Annotated in this window: 15 protein-coding genes; 1 reads left to right on the top strand and 14 read right to left on the bottom strand. The window is 48.4% G+C overall.

Translation table 11 applies throughout. The features are described from left to right. Positions 1–2: 2 nt before the first annotated feature. From G3352_RS13180 to purM, 9 genes are all read right to left on the bottom strand, one after another. The gene (locus G3352_RS13180) at positions 3–893 is read right to left on the bottom strand and encodes an alpha/beta fold hydrolase (protein ID WP_163757087.1); all 891 of its coding nucleotides are present in this window, start codon (positions 891–893) and stop codon (positions 3–5) included. A 270-nt stretch (positions 894–1,163) separates the two neighbouring features. After that, a complete protein-coding gene (locus G3352_RS13175; protein ID WP_099859048.1) occupies positions 1,164–1,769 on the bottom strand; it encodes an alpha/beta hydrolase in 606 nt (201 codons plus the stop codon). 14 nt (positions 1,770–1,783) lie between these two features. Continuing rightward, positions 1,784–2,734, bottom strand: a complete 951-nt coding sequence (locus G3352_RS13170) for a ring-cleaving dioxygenase (protein WP_205524858.1) — start codon at positions 2,732–2,734, stop codon at positions 1,784–1,786. Positions 2,735–3,031: 297 nt separating this feature from the next. Continuing rightward, positions 3,032–4,114 (bottom strand): hemolysin family protein, encoded by a 1,083-nt coding sequence (locus G3352_RS13165; protein ID WP_163757085.1) that lies wholly within the window; start codon positions 4,112–4,114, stop codon positions 3,032–3,034. A 280-nt stretch (positions 4,115–4,394) separates the two neighbouring features. Then, a complete protein-coding gene (locus tag G3352_RS13160) occupies positions 4,395–5,732 on the bottom strand; it encodes a hemolysin family protein (RefSeq protein ID WP_163757083.1) in 1,338 nt (445 codons plus the stop codon). Between the two features lie 725 nt (positions 5,733–6,457). Continuing rightward, positions 6,458–7,723 carry a phosphoribosylamine--glycine ligase gene (gene purD / locus G3352_RS13155; RefSeq protein WP_163757080.1) on the bottom strand — a complete coding sequence of 422 codons (1,266 nt, stop codon included), beginning with the start codon at positions 7,721–7,723 and terminating at the stop codon, positions 6,458–6,460. A 130-nt stretch (positions 7,724–7,853) separates the two neighbouring features. Further along, positions 7,854–9,401, bottom strand: a complete 1,548-nt coding sequence (gene purH / locus G3352_RS13150) for a bifunctional phosphoribosylaminoimidazolecarboxamide formyltransferase/IMP cyclohydrolase (protein WP_163757079.1) — start codon at positions 9,399–9,401, stop codon at positions 7,854–7,856. A gap of 335 nt (positions 9,402–9,736) precedes the next feature. Continuing rightward, positions 9,737–10,354: a phosphoribosylglycinamide formyltransferase gene (gene purN / locus G3352_RS13145; protein WP_163757077.1), complete on the bottom strand. Its 618-nt coding sequence runs from the start codon at positions 10,352–10,354 to the stop codon at positions 9,737–9,739. Further along, positions 10,354–11,394 carry a phosphoribosylformylglycinamidine cyclo-ligase gene (gene purM, locus G3352_RS13140; RefSeq protein WP_163757075.1) on the bottom strand — a complete coding sequence of 347 codons (1,041 nt, stop codon included), beginning with the start codon at positions 11,392–11,394 and terminating at the stop codon, positions 10,354–10,356. Before purM ends, purN begins: the two co-directional genes overlap by 1 nt. Here purM and G3352_RS13135 point away from each other — a divergent pair. After that, positions 11,382–11,834 (top strand): hypothetical protein, encoded by a 453-nt coding sequence (locus tag G3352_RS13135; RefSeq protein ID WP_163757073.1) that lies wholly within the window; start codon positions 11,382–11,384, stop codon positions 11,832–11,834. The two genes, purM and G3352_RS13135, sit on opposite strands and share 13 nt — an antisense overlap. Positions 11,835–11,874: 40 nt before the next feature. Here G3352_RS13135 and purF read toward each other — a convergent pair whose 3' ends face one another. From purF to G3352_RS13110, 5 genes are all read right to left on the bottom strand, one after another. After that, complete coding sequence (gene purF / locus G3352_RS13130; RefSeq protein ID WP_163757071.1) at positions 11,875–13,353, bottom strand: amidophosphoribosyltransferase; 1,479 nt, start codon at positions 13,351–13,353, stop codon at positions 11,875–11,877. Then, on the bottom strand, positions 13,338–15,581 hold the full coding sequence (gene purL, locus G3352_RS13125; RefSeq protein ID WP_163757069.1) for a phosphoribosylformylglycinamidine synthase subunit PurL: 2,244 nt from the start codon (positions 15,579–15,581) through the stop codon (positions 13,338–13,340). The genes purF and purL overlap by 16 nt, the downstream gene beginning before the upstream one ends. Next, positions 15,559–16,248, bottom strand: coding sequence for a phosphoribosylformylglycinamidine synthase subunit PurQ (gene purQ / locus G3352_RS13120; RefSeq protein ID WP_024633543.1), 690 nt, complete (start codon positions 16,246–16,248; stop codon positions 15,559–15,561). The genes purL and purQ overlap by 23 nt, the downstream gene beginning before the upstream one ends. A 4-nt stretch (positions 16,249–16,252) precedes the next feature. After that, entirely contained in the window at positions 16,253–16,498 is a 246-nt protein-coding gene (gene purS / locus G3352_RS13115) for a phosphoribosylformylglycinamidine synthase subunit PurS (protein ID WP_024633544.1), read from the bottom strand. Positions 16,499–17,500: 1,002 nt separating this feature from the next. After that, positions 17,501–18,373: a phosphoribosylaminoimidazolesuccinocarboxamide synthase gene (locus G3352_RS13110; protein ID WP_163757067.1), complete on the bottom strand. Its 873-nt coding sequence runs from the start codon at positions 18,371–18,373 to the stop codon at positions 17,501–17,503. Between the last annotated feature and the right edge of the window lie 104 nt (positions 18,374–18,477).

Here is an 18,477-nt window from a genome sequence, read left to right as displayed (position 1 = left end):
TATCACTTTTGTTCTGTTCTTGCGCCTGAGCTCGCATCAATTACCATTCGCAATATTTCATCAACAATGACCTGTGGATCTGTAAACATGACCATATGGCTGGATCGATCGGCTCCGATCCATTTTGCATTCGTTAAAGTACTCGCAGTCCGGCGGTGTGCCTCGATAATAGCAGGTCTTATTTTACGTTCTCCCATACCTGTTTTCGTGCCTGATATAATGCTAACCTCCAGATCACCAAGATCGAGAGGAGTAATCAGCAAGGAAGCCAAGTCAGTCAGAAAAGGTTTCGACTCTGCAACCATTGTCTTAGCCGCCTGTACAGTGAAATCCTCGGAACGGTGATCCCTGACAACATCGTCAGGCTGTACACTTCCAGGTCTGCTGCCTAATAATCTGTACAATCCTGTACGTGCCATGAGTGGAATTAGGAGACTGTTCAAGCCAAAATTGAATTTGGCTGCTTTGGAAAAGTACAATTGGCAATGCTCGTCTGAAGGATCAACCAGGATGATTCCCCTTAATCGTGACAGGTTCGAGGCCGCAGCTGCTCGTACAATGGGGCCTCCCCAGCTGTGCCCTACCAATATGAACGGACCAGACCCCAATGCAGTCAGCAGATCGTCCAGGTCTTCTGCTATACTACGGAGATTGCGCGCAGATGAATCGACTTCACTTCGTCCTGTCCCCGACCTATCGTACACGACAGCACGTGTATGTTCAGCAACAGCAGGTGCTACCAGCCCCCAAGTCGATCGTGAGAAGCCCATACCGGACTCAAATACAACGGTCAGATCGCCTGTTCCTCTGGACATATAATGTAGTTTGCGACCATCCCGGGTCTGAATAAATGCACTTGAACCAAAAGAATGTGAGCTATGGTTAGGCTTCATCTTCCCCTCCTGATTACACGCATAGTCATAACAAACCGAATCTAATTGAAAATGATTATCAATTACTTGATTATAGATTATTCTACACTTTAGGACAAGGCATAGTGTCGCTCTGATTCATTAAAAAGTGGATCGTTGGAAATTGGCATTAGTAGCATGCTGCTCGCTTCGTTAAACCTTAAAAACGGCAAAAAAGGGGTGTCCCGTCATTTTCATGACCTATGGGACAACCCTTTTATAAGAAGTATTTAAGCAGCCAGTCACTTCGACTCAAGCCTGAGTCTTAAACCAAACCGCAGCAGCCTCCACCTCGGTACGAGTCAACTGATGCCCCTGACGTTCCCAGTGCATATGCACGACTGCACCTGCTCCACTAAGCAATGAAGCGAGTTCATCCGTTTCTCGTTTCGGCACAATTGGATCGTTCTCTCCTGCGCCGATGAATACAGGCAGCCCCTTCAGGTCTGGCAATTCCAAACCGCGAAGCGGTACCATCGGATGGTGCAGAATCGCTCCTTTGAATACGTCAGCCTGGTGGAAGATCAGACTTGCTGCGATATTTGCTCCGTTGGAGTAGCCCAGTGCGAAGACATTGGCACGATCAAAGCCATACTCCACAGCAGCTGCATCCACAAAAGAACCCAGTTCCGCAGTCCGTGCAATGAGATCCTCTTCGTCAAACACCCCTTCCGCCAAACGGCGGAAGAAACGGGGCATTCCATTTTCGGATACATTACCACGCACCCCCAGAATACCTGCTCCTGGGGCAATCATCTCGGCCAGACCTACCAGATCGTTCTCCGTTCCACCTGTGCCGTGCAGCAACAAAAGGGTGGGTGCATCTGGCTGAGAACCTGCTTTATAAATATGTTTCATTGTATTGGTAGTAGTCATGATTTGGACTCTCCTTTCCATTCACGTACTTGAATAGGTGGCAGCAGCTGTTCAATCTGCTCACGCTGTGGTTCATACCATTCAGGCAACATCAGCTTTTGACCCATGCTTTCCTGTGGTTCATCCCGTGCAAATCCTGGAGGATCAGTAGCCAGTTCAAACAGTATACCTCCCGGTTCCCGGAAATACACAGCGTTGAAGTACTGACGGTCAATGACCGAAGTTGGATGATAACCGGCTTTTTGGAGCTCCTGCTGCATTTGTTCATGCTCGACATAATCTTTTGCACGCCATGCGATATGGTGAACCGTACCTGCTCCGCCAATTCCCCGCTGGATTCCAGTTGATTGAATGTCGATCAGTTGACCGATGTCACCACTCGCCTGCAGACGAATGATTCCATCCTCTTCTCCTACCTGCTCCAGACCGAGCATCGTTGTCAGCACATCCGTTGTTTTGTCAGGTACATGGCTAAATAGTACAGCTCCACCAAAACCTTTAATGGCATGTTCCGACGGTACACCGTTGAATGCCCACTGGCTTGGCTGACCTCCTTCACGCTCAACCAACTCGAGCAATAGACCGCCTTTATCGAAGAAGCGAATGTACTGCTCGCCAAATCTTGTTTTATTTTCAAATGGAATATCGAAGGAGGTCAGACGTTCTTTCCAGAATGGCAGACTGCCCACCGGAATTGCATATACGGTTACGCCAGTCTGTCCTGCACCGATGACACCTCTTCTGGCATTTTGTTGAGGGAAGAAGGTGATAATAGTACCCGGTGCCCCATCCTCATTGCCATAATACAGATGGTACACATCCGGTGCATCAAAGTTAATCGTTTTTTTCACCAGTCTCAGTGCCAATACACCTGCGTAAAAATCAACATTTTTCTGTGCATCATCTACAAAAGCCGTAACGTGATGGATTCCTGAAGTTCTGAACATAATCTCCACTCCCTTGGTTTTATTTGGTTCATTGTTATATTTAGAATTTCGTTATGCATCGCTTTTTGTTATTTATCTTTAAATTAAGATTCTTTAAATTTATATTAATCCATTAGGACTAAATAAGCAAGCTTTTGTTTTAAAGTTAAGATATTACTGGGCTTTAACCTGCTAAATGCCACTTGAGTATACTGAGATGGGCAAAAAACAGGCCCCGATCACTCGGAAACCTGTCTTCATTGAAACTTATTCAATTGCCGCCGCACACCATCAATCCTTACAATCTCGCATTACGTTTTAGGTTAATTTTAATCGCTTAGGCGGTTGAACCAGATCTTTGCCATCATACTCGTCCTTGATATCTCCAACAATTTCTTCAAGAATATCCTCCATCGTAACCAGACCAACTGTTTCCCCTCCTGCATTATGCACTGTTGCGATATGGGAACGACTTTGCTGCATCTGGACCAAGACATCCTTAATCGGCGATAACTCCGAAAATTTCAACATGTCGTGTACAAACGTATCCATATTGAACTCCCGGCCTGCTGCAACACTCGTGAGCATTTCCTTTGTATGAATAAATCCAACGAATTGATCCTGATTTCCTTTTTCGATCACAGGGAAACGTGTATATTCATGCTGCTTTAGAACCTCGATCATACGATCCAGCGGCATTTCTTTGTCCAACGTAACGATTTTTTCTTTGCGGATCATAATCTCCTGAAGCAGACGTTCATCAAAAGCAAAAATGTTTTTGAGGTAGTCCAGCTCTGTCTGATTAATTTCTCCACTCTCATAACTCTGCGCCATAATCAGTTTCAGTTCCTCTTCGGAGTGAACTGTATCGTGACCGGCAGGTTTTATACCAAAGATGCCAAGCAATAGACGGGCAGCCCCATTCAGCGCGTAGATGAACGGATTCATGATCTTACCAAACCAGTACAGCGGTGGTGCAAGCAATAGTGTCATCTTCTCTGCAAACTGGATCGCCAGTGTTTTCGGTGCTAATTCACCGATAACGACATGCAGGAACGTGATAATTGCCAAGGCAATCCCGTACGAAAGTACCGTAGACAATGCCGCTGGGACTTCCAGTCGCTCAAACAGCGGATGCAGCATTTTCTCAACAGTGGGTTCACCCAACGCACCCAATACCAGCGCTGTGATCGTGATACCCAATTGACACGCAGATAGATAATAATCCAGATTGTGAGCCACTTTTTTGGCCAGTACCGCTTTTTTGTTTCCTTCCAAGATCAACTGATCTATTCGGGACATCCGTACTTTCAGAATTGCAAATTCCGCTCCAACGAAAAAGGCAGTCAGACCTATAAATACGGCTACTAAAAATAAGTTTAAGGCTATTATTCCGTCCAATGATTTCCCTCAATATGAGGGATTCACCTCCAAGTAAAATTTATATTAAGGTTGCACGAGTGACGTTCCGGTGACGGCTCGTTCTTCCGATCGCCATTGCCTCCAAATTTCCCTGATTGTTGTTTTCAAAGGTATAAAATTGGTTTGCACACGCGAACGCTACGCTTCTTCAGAATCGATTCCGTCCCCTACACTGCTACGTTGCCAAAACATTTAAATTCTGAGGGCAGTAGCCAAATGGGCAGTCATACCCTAGATTACAGTCATGATCGAACCAACATCACGCCAGGTCACTGACAGATTCATCGACCTCAGTACCGTTTACACGTTCAAGCAGAACCTGCTTAATGTGAAAATTTTCTGCGTCCACAACGGTCCAGACATAATCACCGTGTTCTACCGTATCGCCTTGTTCCACACCGACACCCTTCTGGAATTGAATCCATCCGGCCACGGTATCCATTTCTTCATTACCTTCAAATACAAGCCCAAACTGTCGCTCCAACTCATCCAGCAGCACCCGGCCGTTAATGAGATATTGGTTCTCTCCGGTTATCTGAATGTCTGCAACTTCATCAGCATCGAACTCATCCCGAATCTCGCCGACAAGCTCTTCCAGAATATCCTCCATTGTAATGATTCCCGAAGTACCTCCGTACTCATCCACCACCACAGCCATGTGCACGCGTTCCTGCTGCATCTTGATCATGGCATCCTGGATACTTGTAACTTCAGATACGAACGGAATCTCCCGAACAAAATCGATAAGTTGGTGCTCCCTAAGGGCGACCATGTCAGGCAAAATCTTTTTCACATTCACTACACCGACAATTCGGTCCTTGTCCCCATCCTCGATGACGGGATAACGTGAATAATTATGCTCATCCAATATCGGAATGATATCGTCATAAGTCATATTCTGATTCAGTGTCACAAGCTCTGTCCTCGGAACCATGATATCTTTGGCATCACGCTCATCGAACACGAATACGTTTTCCAGATATGAAAGCTTGGTCTTGTTGTTCTCGTCTCCTTCATAACTCTGGTTCATGATGATTTTGATCTCATCTTCCGAGTAGGCCTGTTCATGTCTGGCAGGCTTCACGCCAAATGTCCGAAGAATTACCCGGGATGCACCATTCAACGCCCAAATGAAGGGATACATAATTTTTCCGAACCAATATAGCGGCGGCGAGAGCAACAGCGTCAATTTTTCCGAAAATTGAATCGCCATCGTTTTGGGAGCCATCTCCCCAACCACCACGTGCAGGAACGTGACTAGGATAAAGGCAATCGCATAGGAAGCAACCGCCGATATGGAAGCTGAAACGTCCAGATAATTAAATACCGGGTATAACAACCTTTCAACGGTTGGCTTACCGAGCGCCCCCAATCCAAGGGCAGTTACGGTAATACCGAGCTGGCAGGCTGACAGATAATAATCGAGGTCCGAGACTACTTTTTTGGCCAATATGGCTTTTTTATTCCCCTCGGCAACCAGTTGATCCACTCTTGATGTACGAATCTTAACCACAGCGAACTCAGATGCAACGAAAAATGCGGTCAACGCAATCAAGATAATGAGTAATACAATATTTAATATGGTGATTATGTCCAATGATTTCCCCGCTTCTCAGGGATTCACCTCCAGAGATAGTTACAGCGTCATCGGTTAACTTGGTTAACCATTCAACAGCTGATTGACGTTCAATATGGCGTATGCCTTATATGAAATCGATAATTGATAAAGTGTGTATAGGTTGTACTTTGACCTTGTAAAATTGCAAAACAGGAATTCAGGATGAAGTCAATCACTTATAGAAACTACTTCACTAAAAACAGGGTTCCCCCTCATGCTGTCATTGTTTCTCGATTTACTCCACCAAAATTCTCCATTTGGACAATTTACAATATCGCCTTCCCAATAGATATCCACCTCCCCTCTTGTTCATTCCTGTTTCAGAAAAGTATAACATGTTCTACGCCAAACCATCCAGTTGCACGTTATGGTTTGGAATATAGATAATAAAATGAGTTCACAAAATAAACTTTTATGTATGTGGTCTTTCTCGATCTACAGTTTTATTTTATGTGATATGGTTCACATAATTAGTATAGAACAGTTTATAGAAATGGTACCCTTTACTTTGGTCGATTAAACCTACTACAGGCCTTTTAGTACAACCATTCTTCTTTGCCTTATCCGGACCATGACAAGCCCAGCAATGAAACGATAATCATGTATACGTTGAAAAGGGCCCGCAGGATGCAAACACCTTTTCGGTGTAGATCTTTACGGGCCCTTTGGTTTCACTTTATCAAGTTACAATGAATTAGAATTAGTTATACCAATGCTTTGGCGGCAATATCAGACCGTTGATGTTTACCGTCAAAATGGATACGTTCTGCTTGAGTGTAGGCTTTGTTTCTAGCTTCGGCAATATCAGAACCACGACCCACAACGCCTAGAATCCGTCCACCATTGGTAACCCATTCTCCAGATTCATTACGTGCCGTTCCAGCGTGGAATACTACTGCTTCGTCGACTTGATCCAGTCCTTCAATAACTACACCTTTTGCATACGGACCAGGATATCCTCCAGATGCAAGCACCACACATACAGCGGCTTCGTCGCTCCACTCAATCTCGATATCCGCCAATTTCCCGTGCACGGTTGCCCAGAAAATGTCGAACAGATCACTCTTCAGACGTGGCAATACGACCTGTGTCTCGGGATCACCGAAGCGAGCGTTGAACTCAATCGTTTTGGGTTTACCATCTGGTGAAATCATCAGCCCGGCAAACAATACACCTTGGAACGGACGTCCTTCGGATACCATCGCTTTGGCTGTTGGTTTGATAATCGTCTCTACCGCTTCTTCAATGATGGAGGCCGGGATATGTGGCAATGGTGAGTATGTACCCATTCCGCCCGTGTTTGGCCCCTGATCATTGTCGAATACCGGTTTGTGATCCTGTGCAGCAGCCATCGGACGAACGGTCTCCCCATCGACAAAAGCCAAAATCGACATTTCCTGACCTGCCAGGAATTCTTCGATAATGACTTTGGCTCCTGCTTCACCAAATACTTTGTCCACCATAATGCTGCGGAGTGCCTGATCAGCCTCATCACGGGAATAGGCTACAGTAACGCCTTTTCCAGCTGCCAGCCCATCGGCCTTGATTACCACAGGGATGGACTGCTCATTCAGATAAGCCTGCGCTTGTTCGTAATTGTCGAATTTTTCATAGGCTGCGGTTGGAATGTTGTATTTGTGCAGCAGGTCCTTCATGAACGTTTTACTTCCCTCGATCTCTGCTGCATTGCGACGAGGTCCGAATACCGGAATACCTGTCCCGTCAAATGCATCCACGATCCCATCCGCCAGCGGATCATCCGGACCAATAACCACTAATCCCACTTTAAGCTCTACAGCAAGAGCCGTTAGTTTATCGAACTCATTCACCGCAATCGGATGACACTCGGCAAGCTGTGCAATGCCTGCATTTCCCGGAGCACAATGAATCTTGCCTGCCTTCGGGCTTTTCGCCAGTGCCCATATGATTGCGTGTTCCCGGCCACCGCCGCCCACTACCAGAATATCCATTAGTGTTGTTCCCCCTCCGTGCATAACTGGTTTTGTTATACTATTACATATTGAAATAGCTTAAAAAAGAAGGGGTGTACCATAAGTCATAAGCATGACAGGCGACACCCCTTATTAAACCTTTTTCACTCTAGTGTTTGAAGTGACGAACGCCTGTGAAGACCATGGCAATACCGTATTCATTCGCTACTTTGATGGACTCTTCGTCCTTGATCGAACCACCTGGTTGAATAACGGCTGTAACTCCAGCCTTCGCTGCAAGTTCCAGTGTATCACCCATTGGGAAGAATGCATCGGATGCCAGAATGGCTCCCTTGGCTAGTTCTCCAGCTTGTTCAATAGCAATCTTGGCTGCGCCAACACGGTTCATTTGCCCTGCGCCTACACCTACAGTCATGTCGTTTGCTGCAAGCACGATTGCATTGGATTTCACGTGCTTAACCACTTTCCAGCCAAACAACAGCTGTTTCAGTTCGTCTTCGGATGGTGCACGATCTGTAACTACCTTGAGCTCGCTCGCTTCAAAGGAATGCACATCGCTTTGTTGAACGATCATGCCGCCGTCGATGGAGGTTACTACGAAGTTACTCGCCCGATTGCGGGCAGCGTTCAGTTCGCCCGTTTTGAGCAAACGAATATTTTTCTTTTTGGTCAGGATGTCGAGTGCCTCTTGTGTAAAATCAGGAGCCAGTACGATTTCCAGGAAAATCTCACTCAGTTTAGCCGCTGTATCGCTATCGATAATGCGGTTGGCTGCCACGATTCCACCAAAGATAGAAGTTGGATCAGCCGCATAAGCTTTTCCATAAGCTTCGTAGATGCTTTCGCCAATACCCACGCCGCAAGGATTCATATGTTTAACCGCCACAACTGCCGGTTCTTCAAATTCTTTCACAATCTGCAAGGCTGCGTTCGCATCGTTGATATTATTGTAGGATAACTCTTTGCCATGCAATTGCTCGGCTGTTGTCAACGTATCTTGGGCTGCCAGCGGTTTGCGATAGAATGCCGCCTGCTGATGTGGATTTTCGCCGTAGCGCAAATCCTGGAGTTTTTCGTAAGTAACCGTCAGACGCTCTGGCAGTGGATCACCGTTCAGGTTGGAGAGATAATCGGAAATAACTGCATCGTATGCCGCTGTATGGCGGAACACTTTTGCCGCAAGCCGTTTGCGTGTCTCGAGTGTGGTGTCCCCATTGCTGCGGACCTCTTCAAGCACCTTGCCATAATCTGCTGTGTCTACAACAACACTAACATAAGCATGGTTTTTGGCAGCAGAACGAAGCATGGTTGGACCACCAATATCGATGTTCTCGATTGCGTCCTCATATGTTACGTCCGGTTTGGCGATCGTGTCTTGGAACGGATACAGGTTTACAACAACGAGGTCGATATAATCCAGTCCATTCTCTTCCATCTGGCGCTTGTGCTCTTCGCTGTCACGAACAGCCAATAAACCACCATGAACTGCAGGATGCAATGTTTTAACACGTCCGTCCATAATCTCCGGGAAACCGGTCACATCCGAAATTCCGATGACAGGTACGCCTTCCTTCGACAACAGACTGCTTGTACCTCCTGTCGAAATAATCTCCACACCCATTTGCGACAGCTCGCGGCAAAAATCCACGATGCCTGTTTTATCCCATACGCTGACCAGCGCTCTTTTGATACTCACAATATGCTCCTCCTTTAATGTCCCATGGCTTCGCGTTTCATGGCGAAACACAACCGATTTATTTCCCGAGAAATATCACAAAATGCGTACCAATTTTCGACTTCTGTTATACAAGTTGAACCAAGATGTTTACACGGGACACTCCGATGACAGAACAACCTTCCAATCGCTGTTATCCCCAGATTTTTTGATTCCCTTTTCTTAAAGGGAAAATCCGGTGATAAAGGCGAAGCGTATGCTTCCGATGCAGCTTTCTTTCAGAAAGCTTTTAGCTTCGCTTTTTCAGGTTTTTTCTGTCCTCTCCGTTAATGTGTAAAAAAATTATTAAACTTATTTCACACCGGTTTGTTAACAGTGACGTGACGTCCGTCTAACTGAACCAGACCTTGAGCGAACCAGGAAACAACCTCGGGGTATAACTGCTGTTCGGCCGCATGAATAGAACGGTTGATTGACTCAGGCGTATCCTCTGGCAAAATCGGAACAGGATGCTGGGCAATAATCGGCCCTGTATCCATGCCCCCATCCACAAAGTGGACGGTAACTCCAGTGATTTTAACGCCATATTCCAGTGCCTGCCCTATGGCATCTTTGCCTGCAAACGCTGGCAACAATGACGGATGAATATTAATCAATCTTCCTGCATAGCGATTCACGACTACCGAAGTCAACAATCTCATGTAGCCGGCAAGAACAACCAGGTCAATGTTTCTGGATTCAAGCACTTCCACGATCTCAGCCTCGTAGGCTTCGCGGGAATCATAATTTTTGGGAGTAAACAGATGGCATTCCACGCCTGCATCCTGCGCCCGCTGCACCACACGTGCAGCCGGTTTGTCACATACCAGCAGATCTATCGATGCCCCCAGCCCTCCGTTCCGTGCTGCATCAACCAATGCCTGAAAGTTGGACCCTTCACCAGAGGCAAATACAGCAATACGGTAATTCGCCATTAAACATCCGCTCCCGTGAAGGTTACTCGCGCATCTCCTTCGGTCACACGTCCAATGATGTACGCTTCTTCACCGGATGCTTTCAATTGTTCCAATGCTTCACCTGCATCTGCTTCGTTCACGACCAGGACAAGTCCGATCCCCATGTTAAACGTGGTGAACATGTCGCGGTTTGAGACAGATCCTTTTTCTTGCAGCAGGTTGAAGATTGGCAGAATCGGCCAAGAACCGTAATCAATATCTACATTCACGCTGCTTGGCAGCATACGCGGGATGTTCTCGATGAAGCCACCACCAGTAATGTGGGCCATGCCTTTTACTTTTACCTTTTCAAGCAGGGACAGGAGTGGTTTTACATAGATTTTCGTTGGTTCCAGCAGTGCATCACCCAGCTTACCGCCCAGTTCAGCGACTTCATCTTGCAAGCTCAATCCGGCTTGTTCCAACAAAAGTTTGCGGACCAAGGAGAATCCGTTACTATGCACACCGCTGGATGCAAGTCCGATGACCGTATCGCCAGGAGCAATCGTTGTACCGTTAATGATTTTCGCTTTGTCCACGATACCTACCGTAAATCCGGCAATATCGTATTCACCTTCACTGTACATGCCCGGCATTTCAGCCGTTTCTCCACCGATCAGAGCACAGCCCGATTGATGACATCCTTCTGCAATTCCCGCAACAATGGCTTCGATTTTCTCCGGGATGACTTTGTCACAAGCCAGATAGTCGAGGAAGAACAGCGGCTCTGCGCCCTGTACCACAATGTCGTTCACACACATGGCTACCGCGTCGATTCCGATGGTATCATGACGGTCCATGGCAAATGCGATTTTTAGCTTGGTTCCTACACCGTCTGTACCGGATACAAGCACCGGCTCCTCATATTTATCTTTGTTCAAACCGAACAGGGCGCCAAAGCCTCCCAGATCTGTCATCACTTCCGGACGGAAGGTACGCTTCACGTGTTTTTTCATCCGTTCAACCGCTTCGTTGCCTGCCGCGATATCGACACCGGCGTTTTTGTATGCTTCGGACAAGTGGAATCAGCTCCTTTTTTTTCGCCCCTCCTAAATCCTCCCGCCCGGGAGGACCCCAAAGGACCTTGGCAGGCCCTCTGGACACCCGCCAAACAAGCGGTGCAGGGGTGGCTGGTATGATCTTGCTATGGTTGGTTCGTTCGTATGCTCGCGTGGTTGTTCGCCGATTCCGTTGGCCGCAGGCCACCGGTCGGCGAACCCCGCTCGGCTGCGCTGCGGGGCAAGCCCGCGGGGGCAGCTGCTTCGCACCGCTGCCTGGGCCCCTGTTGCTTCGCAAGGCGGGGCTAAGGGCTCGGGCTGCGACCGGAGGGCAGCTGCTTCGCCTGGCTGCCCGGCCCCTGTTGCTCCGCAAGGCGGGGCTAAGGGCTCGGGCTGTGCCCGGGGGGCAGCTGCTTTGCACCGCTGCCTTGGCCCCTGTTGCTCCGCAAGGCGGGGCTTAAGGGCTGGGCGGCGAGTTACGTTTGTATGTCCGGATAACAGCTAGCAGCTGCAGCCGAATTTCTCTTCGCCGCCGAAATCGAGGCGGGTTGGGTAATCATTATCAAAGCATGCGAGGCATAGCCCGCCTTTGTAGTCATCCTGATTATCTCCCTGAATCGATGCAATCAGTCCGTCCGGACTGAGGAACGACAGAGAGTCCGCGTTGATTTCACGGCAAATTTCTTCCACTGACAGCTGGGAGGCAATCAATTCACGGCTGTCAGGCGTATCGATGCCGTAAAAGCACGGGTTTTTGAACGGTGGTGATGTAATGCGTACATGCACCTCTGTTGCTCCGGCATCACGCAGCATGTTCACGATTCGGCGGGAAGTGGTTCCCCGTACGATGGAGTCGTCAATCATGACCACGCGTTTGCCTTCTACCACACGGCGCACAGCACTCAGTTTCATCTTCACGCCTTGTTCCCGCAGTTCCTGGCTTGGCTGGATAAACGTACGTCCGGTGTATTTGTTTTTGATCATACCCATCTCATACGGAATCCCTGTCTGCTCGGCGTAGCCGATTGCCGCGGAAATACTGGAGTCCGGTACACCTGTTACCAGATCTGCATCGACAAACGACTCAATCGCCATCCGGCTACCCATCCGTTTACGCGCAGCATGCTGGTTTGCACCATTCATGTCACTGTCCGGACGGGCAAAGTAGATATACTCCATCGCACACAGTGCCTTGCGGTGTTTGTGATGATCGAAGCGGTCCTCGTGAAGACCATCCGCATCCAGCACCAACAGTTCACCCGGTTCAATGTCACGAATCAACTCTGCACCAATCGTCTCCAATGCACATGTCTCGGATGCGAACAGATACGCGTCTCCCAATTTACCCATTGTGAGCGGACGCAGACCATGGGGATCAGAAGCAACCAGCAATTTGTCGTTGGTCATGATCAGAAATGCATAACCACCCACAATACGCTGGAACGCATCCTTCGCGGCTTCTACCAATCCTTTGGAAGATCTCGCGATTAGATGGGCAATAACTTCGGTATCACTGGTCGTTTGAAAAATAGATCCGCCCTGCTCCAATTCACGCCGGATTGTTGGCGCATTTACAATGTTTCCGTTCGTTGCTACAGCCAGATCACCATCACGGTATTTGAATACTAATGGCTGTGCGTTCGTCAGCTTACTGTCACCACTTGTTGAATAACGGACATGTCCAATGGAAATATCCCCGGTCAACGTCTGCATCAGGTCTTTAGTGAAGACTTCCTTCACCAGACCCATGCCGCGATGATAGTTAAACTGGCTGCCATCACTCACACACATGCCTGCACTTTCTTCGCCCCGATGTTGCAGCGCATGCAGTCCATAATAGGAGAGCGAAGCCGCGTCAGGGTGTCTGAACACCCCGAATACTCCGCATTCTTCCTTTAATTTGTCGAGTCCTTCCTTGCCGGACCCTTCGTTATAATAATCACCTGTCCACAATGGTCCTGTCGTCAGTTCATGAGACATGGAATCGCATCCTCCCAGACCTGAGCTAAACCTCCTACAGGTTCGTTCACGGCTGATGTTCCGTTCAATTCAATTGTCAGGTTACTTCCTTCTACACGTCCAATCACAGCTACAGGTACACCGCGCTCACGTACAAATGCTTCAAGTTTACCCGCTTGCTCTGGCGTAGCCGACAACAAGATACGGGATTGGCTCTCACTGAACAGGGCGTGATCTGCACGTAATGCAGTCTCCACATTCACCTGTGCTCCTACGTTACCGCTGATACAAGACTCTGCGAGTGCAACAGCCAAGCCGCCTTCAGACAAGTCATGTGCAGAGCGGACGAGACCGGATTGAATAGCTTCCAGCACGGTTCCCAGCAATGCTTTTTCCGTTTGCAAGTTCAGTTCTGGTGGACGACCTTCCGTCTGACCATGAACCGCGTATTGCAGCTCGCTACCACCCAGTTCAGCTTTTGTGTCACCGAGGAGGATGATAACATCACCTTCGGATTTGAATGCTTGTGTCGTGATATGATCCGTATCATGAACGAGACCTACCATACCGACAACTGGCGTTGGATAGATGGAGCCTTTGGCGTTTTCGTTATACAGACTTACGTTACCACCGATAACCGGCGTATCCAGCACACGACAAGCTTCCGCCATACCGTCTACCGCTTTCTCCATTTGCCAGAAAATATCCGGCTTCTCCGGGTTACCGAAGTTCAGGTTGTCCGTGATCGCCAGCGGCTCAGCACCGGAACATACAATGTTACGCGCTGCTTCACTTACGGCAATCCGTCCACCTACTTCAGGATCAAGATAAACATAACGTCCATTACAGTCCGTTGTCATCGCGAGACCTTTGCGTGTACCACGGATCGTAACTACGGCTGCATCCGAACCAGGACGAACGGCAGTGCTTGTACGCACCATGTAGTCATATTGATCATAAACCCATTTTTTACTCGCTACTGTTGGTGAAGCCAACACTTGTTTCAAAGCTCCGCCGAGATCCGACACTTCGTCGTAACGAAGCGTGTCGATGGAAGCACTTTGCTCGTAGTAGGCAGGTACAGAAGAAGGTTTGTCATACACAGGGCACTCGTCAACCAGTGCTGTTACCGGCATGTCTCCAACCACTTCGCCGTGGTGAATCAATTTCAGACGACCATCATCCGTTACTTTACCGACTTTGGCACAGATTACGCCCCAACGTTCAAAGATTTCCATCGCCTGCGCCTCATCCTTCGGCTCAACGACGAACAACATCCGTTCTTGGGACTCGGACAACATCATCTCGTAAGGTGTCATGCCTTCTTCACGCTGTGGCACCTGATCCAGATACAGTTCCAGACCATTACCTGCTTTACTTGCCATCTCTGCACTCGAACATGTCAGACCAGCGGCACCCATATCTTGAATTCCCAGCACGATTCCCGTGTCGATCAATTCCAGACAGGATTCCATCACCAGTTTTTCCATAAACGGGTCACCGACCTGAACCGCTGTCCGTTGGGACTCGGATTCTTCCGTCAGTTCAACCGATGCAAAGGTTGCTCCATGAATACCATCCCGGCCTGTTGGTGGCCCAACATAATACACTGGGTTCCCCACACCTTTAGCTACACCGCGCTGGATCTTGTCATGATCAATCAGTCCCACACACATCGCGTTAACCAGCGGATTGCCTTCGTAGCTCTCATCAAACATCACTTCACCAGCAACGGTAGGAATACCGATACAGTTCCCGTATCCTGCAATACCTGCTACAACATGTTCGAACAAATATTTAACGCGATCGCTCTCCAGCTTGCCAAAACGAAGGGAGTTCAGCAATGCAACCGGTCTTGCGCCCATGGAGAAAATATCACGGATAATTCCGCCCACACCTGTTGCAGCACCTTGGTAAGGCTCAACCGCGGAAGGATGGTTATGGCTTTCAATTTTGAATACAACGGCCTGGTTATCACCGATATCCACGATTCCGGCGCCTTCACCCGGCCCCATTAGGACACGTGGTCCACTTGTAGGGAATCGACGCAGTAACGGCTTGGAGTTTTTGTACGCGCAATGCTCGGACCACATAACACTGAAAACACCAATTTCCGTGTAGTTCGGCTTACGCCCCATGAACTCACAGATCAGCTCATACTCGCTGTCAGACACGCCCATTTGTGCGTAAAGTTTATGTTCTGCGACCTGTTCTGCCGTCGGTTCCTTAGCGGATAGCTGCTGCGTCATGCCGATCCCTCCATGCTTTCAAAATAGATGTAAACATACGTTTGCCGTCTTCCGAACCCAGCAGTGAGTCCACCGCGCGCTCTGGATGTGGCATCATGCCAACCACGTTTCCACCCTCATTACAGATTCCCGCGATATCACCCAGGGATCCGTTCGGGTTGCTGCCATACGTAAAGACGATCTGGTTATTAGCCTGCAAACTCGCGAGCGTTTCCTCGTCACAGTAATAGTTTCCTTCACCGTGAGCAATCGGAATAACAATCTCTTCCCCAGGTGCATAGTCACGTGTAAATGGAGTATCTGCATTCGCTACTTTCAACACTGTATCGTGACAACGGAATTTCAGCGACATATTGCGGATCAATGCACCTGGAAGTAATCCCGCCTCAGTGAGGATCTGGAATCCGTTGCAAATGCCCAGAATATATTTACCTTGTTCAGCAGCCTTAGCTACCTCGTTCATTACGGGTGCAAAACGGGATATCGCTCCGCAGCGCAGATAGTCACCATAAGAGAAACCACCTGGAACTAGGATACAATCATAAGCCGATAGATCTGTAGCCGTGTGCCATACATAATCAACCTCTTGTCCAATCGCATCTTCTACTGCTTTGTAACAGTCGATGTCGCAGTTGGAGCCAGGAAACACAAGAACTGCAAATTTCATGGGATTAACCCTCCAATTCGTAGCGGTAATCTTCAACAACGGTGTTAGCCAGCAGCTTCTCACACATTACTGTCAATCGTTTCTCCGCTTCCGCACGGTCTGTTGTATCCAGAGTCAGTTCCATGACTTTACCAATCCGTACACTTTCCACTTCATTGAATCCCATCGAGTGCAGGGCACCTTGAACAGCTACTCCTTGCGGGTCGAGAACGCTTTGCTTAATAGTGACATAGACGGTTGCTTTGATCATGATCCTTATGTTCCTCCTCAGTAATGAACGGGATAAATGCTTTACGCTGTTAAAAAAAGTGACTTGGGAGCTTGCTCCGGGGCGGATTGTTCTTCCGGTCACTGTTGTCCCCAGGTTTTTTGATTGTTTTGGCCCGCTGTGCGGTCAAAACCCGGGGACAAAGGCGAACGCTATCGCTCCTTTAAGAACAATTCCGCCCCTCCGCTAGCCCATGCGACGCTTTTTTAAAGGCCTAAACCCTTTACGTTGCACGGTGGGTAATGGTGGAGCTTGCTCCGGGGCGGATTGTTCTTCCGGTCGCTGTTGTCCCCAGGTTTTTCTGAATTGTTTTGAACCGCTGTGCGGTCAAAACCCGGGGACAAAGGCGAACGCTATCGCTCCTTTAAGAACAATTCCGCCCCTCCGCTAGTCCATGCGACGCTTTTTTAAAGGCCTAAACCCTTTACGTTGCACGGTGGGTAATGGTGGAGCTCGCTCCGGGGTGGATTGTTCTTCCGGTCACTGTTGTCCCCAGGTTTTTTGATTGTTTTGGCCCGCTGTGCGGTCAAAACCCGGGGACAAAGGCGAACGCTATCGCTCCTTTAAGAACAATTCCGCCCCTCCGCTAGTCCATGCGACGTTTTTTAAAGGCCTAAACCTTTTACGTTGCACGGTGTGTAATGGTCGGGACTGACCATTACGTGAAACCAGTGAATGGTTTTTAAGTTACTTTAGTAATCAATGAATTTAATTCTCGTAATCTTTTCAGGCTTCCCTACCTGTGGGAAGCCACCGCTCTTAATTGCCTCACCCACCAGTTTGAACACTGGCGGAGGGAAAGATTTGAGCTGGAGAAGCGTTAGCGTTCGCCTTTGCAACCGGAATGTTTCCTTTTGAAAAAAAGGATTCCAATCCAAACATTCCGGAGGCAACAGCGATCGAAAGCCAAACTTTCCCGTAGCCTACACTCAAACGTTAGCCACCTCAAACTTTCCCGAAGTTCACTTCAAACGTTTCAACCTATTATTTCGTTAGACGATTATAAATATCGACGTATCTTGCGGTTGTGGCCTCCACTACCTCTTGTGGCAGCGGGTCAGGTTTGCTGTTCTTGTCCCAATCGCTGCCTAACAGATAGGTGCGCACTGGCTCTTTATCCATGCTGTCGATCTCGATATCGAGTTCGTAATTCTCCTGGGCCCAGAAGCGAGAAGCGTCTGGCGTGAAGATTTCATCGATCAGAATGACTTTCCCATCGACCATGCCGAACTCGAATTTGCAGTCTGCGAGAATGATGCCCCGCTGATCGCAATAGTCGCGAGCGAATTCGTAGAGACGCAGGCTCTTTTCCTGAAGCTCAATCGCGAGAGCATCTCCGACAATTTCTTTCATTCGATCCATCGGAATGTCTTCGTCATGACCAACATCGTTTTTAGCTGCTGGGGTGAAGATGGGAACGTCGAGCTTGGCATTTTTGCGAAGTCCATCCGGCAACTTGATGCCGTTGACCTCTCCGCTTTTCTCATATTGTCTCCATCCGCCACCAGTAATGTATCCACGCACCACACATTCAATATCAATGCGCTCGGCTTTGCGGGTCACCATGATGCGGTCTTTGAGCAGTTCAGGATCAGTGATGATATCGCCCAATTGGTTTACATCCGTATGCACCACGTGGTTATCCATCATGTCGCCCGTCAGTTCAAACCAGAAGCTGCTCAGTTTATTTAGCACATTGCCCTTCTCGGGAACGGCTGGGTCCAGCACATAGTCAAATGCCGAAATCCGGTCCGTAACCACGATGAGAAAATGTTCACCCAGATCGTACAACTCACGTACTTTTCCCTTATATAACAAAGGAGCTTTAACGAGATCTGCCGCAGTGGACAGCGCCATGGAGGCTCACCTTCTTTCAGGAGATGTAAGGCTAAGAACAGAATCCTGATGGTGCGGACTCCACTTCGATGACAGAACAATCTTCCGATCGCTGTTATCCCCAG

Source organism: Paenibacillus sp. ALJ109b (assembly GCF_010747435.1).
In the GTDB taxonomy this organism is placed as follows: Bacteria; Bacillota; Bacilli; order Paenibacillales; family Paenibacillaceae; genus Paenibacillus; species Paenibacillus taichungensis.
This window is presented reverse-complemented; position numbering and strand designations above follow the sequence as displayed.

What these genes read in the sequence shown, in the direction of transcription:
- purN (WP_163757077.1), bottom strand. Translation starts at nt 10,354, where the DNA reads ATGGCGAATTACCGTATTGCTGTATTTGCCTCTGGTGAAGGGTCCAAC.
- purF (WP_163757071.1), bottom strand. Translation starts at nt 13,353, where the DNA reads ATGTCTCATGAACTGACGACAGGACCATTGTGGACAGGTGATTATTAT.
- G3352_RS13180 (WP_163757087.1), bottom strand. Translation starts at nt 893, where the DNA reads ATGAAGCCTAACCATAGCTCACATTCTTTTGGTTCAAGTGCATTTATT.
- G3352_RS13135 (WP_163757073.1), top strand. Translation starts at nt 11,382, where the DNA reads ATGCTTCGGACAAGTGGAATCAGCTCCTTTTTTTTCGCCCCTCCTAAA.
- purS (WP_024633544.1), bottom strand. Translation starts at nt 16,498, where the DNA reads ATGATCAAAGCAACCGTCTATGTCACTATTAAGCAAAGCGTTCTCGAC.
- purQ (WP_024633543.1), bottom strand. Translation starts at nt 16,248, where the DNA reads ATGAAATTTGCAGTTCTTGTGTTTCCTGGCTCCAACTGCGACATCGAC.
- G3352_RS13110 (WP_163757067.1), bottom strand. Translation starts at nt 18,373, where the DNA reads ATGGCGCTGTCCACTGCGGCAGATCTCGTTAAAGCTCCTTTGTTATAT.
- purD (WP_163757080.1), bottom strand. Translation starts at nt 7,723, where the DNA reads ATGGATATTCTGGTAGTGGGCGGCGGTGGCCGGGAACACGCAATCATA.
- G3352_RS13175 (WP_099859048.1), bottom strand. Translation starts at nt 1,769, where the DNA reads ATGAAACATATTTATAAAGCAGGTTCTCAGCCAGATGCACCCACCCTT.
- G3352_RS13170 (WP_205524858.1), bottom strand. Translation starts at nt 2,734, where the DNA reads ATGTTCAGAACTTCAGGAATCCATCACGTTACGGCTTTTGTAGATGAT.
- purL (WP_163757069.1), bottom strand. Translation starts at nt 15,581, where the DNA reads ATGACGCAGCAGCTATCCGCTAAGGAACCGACGGCAGAACAGGTCGCA.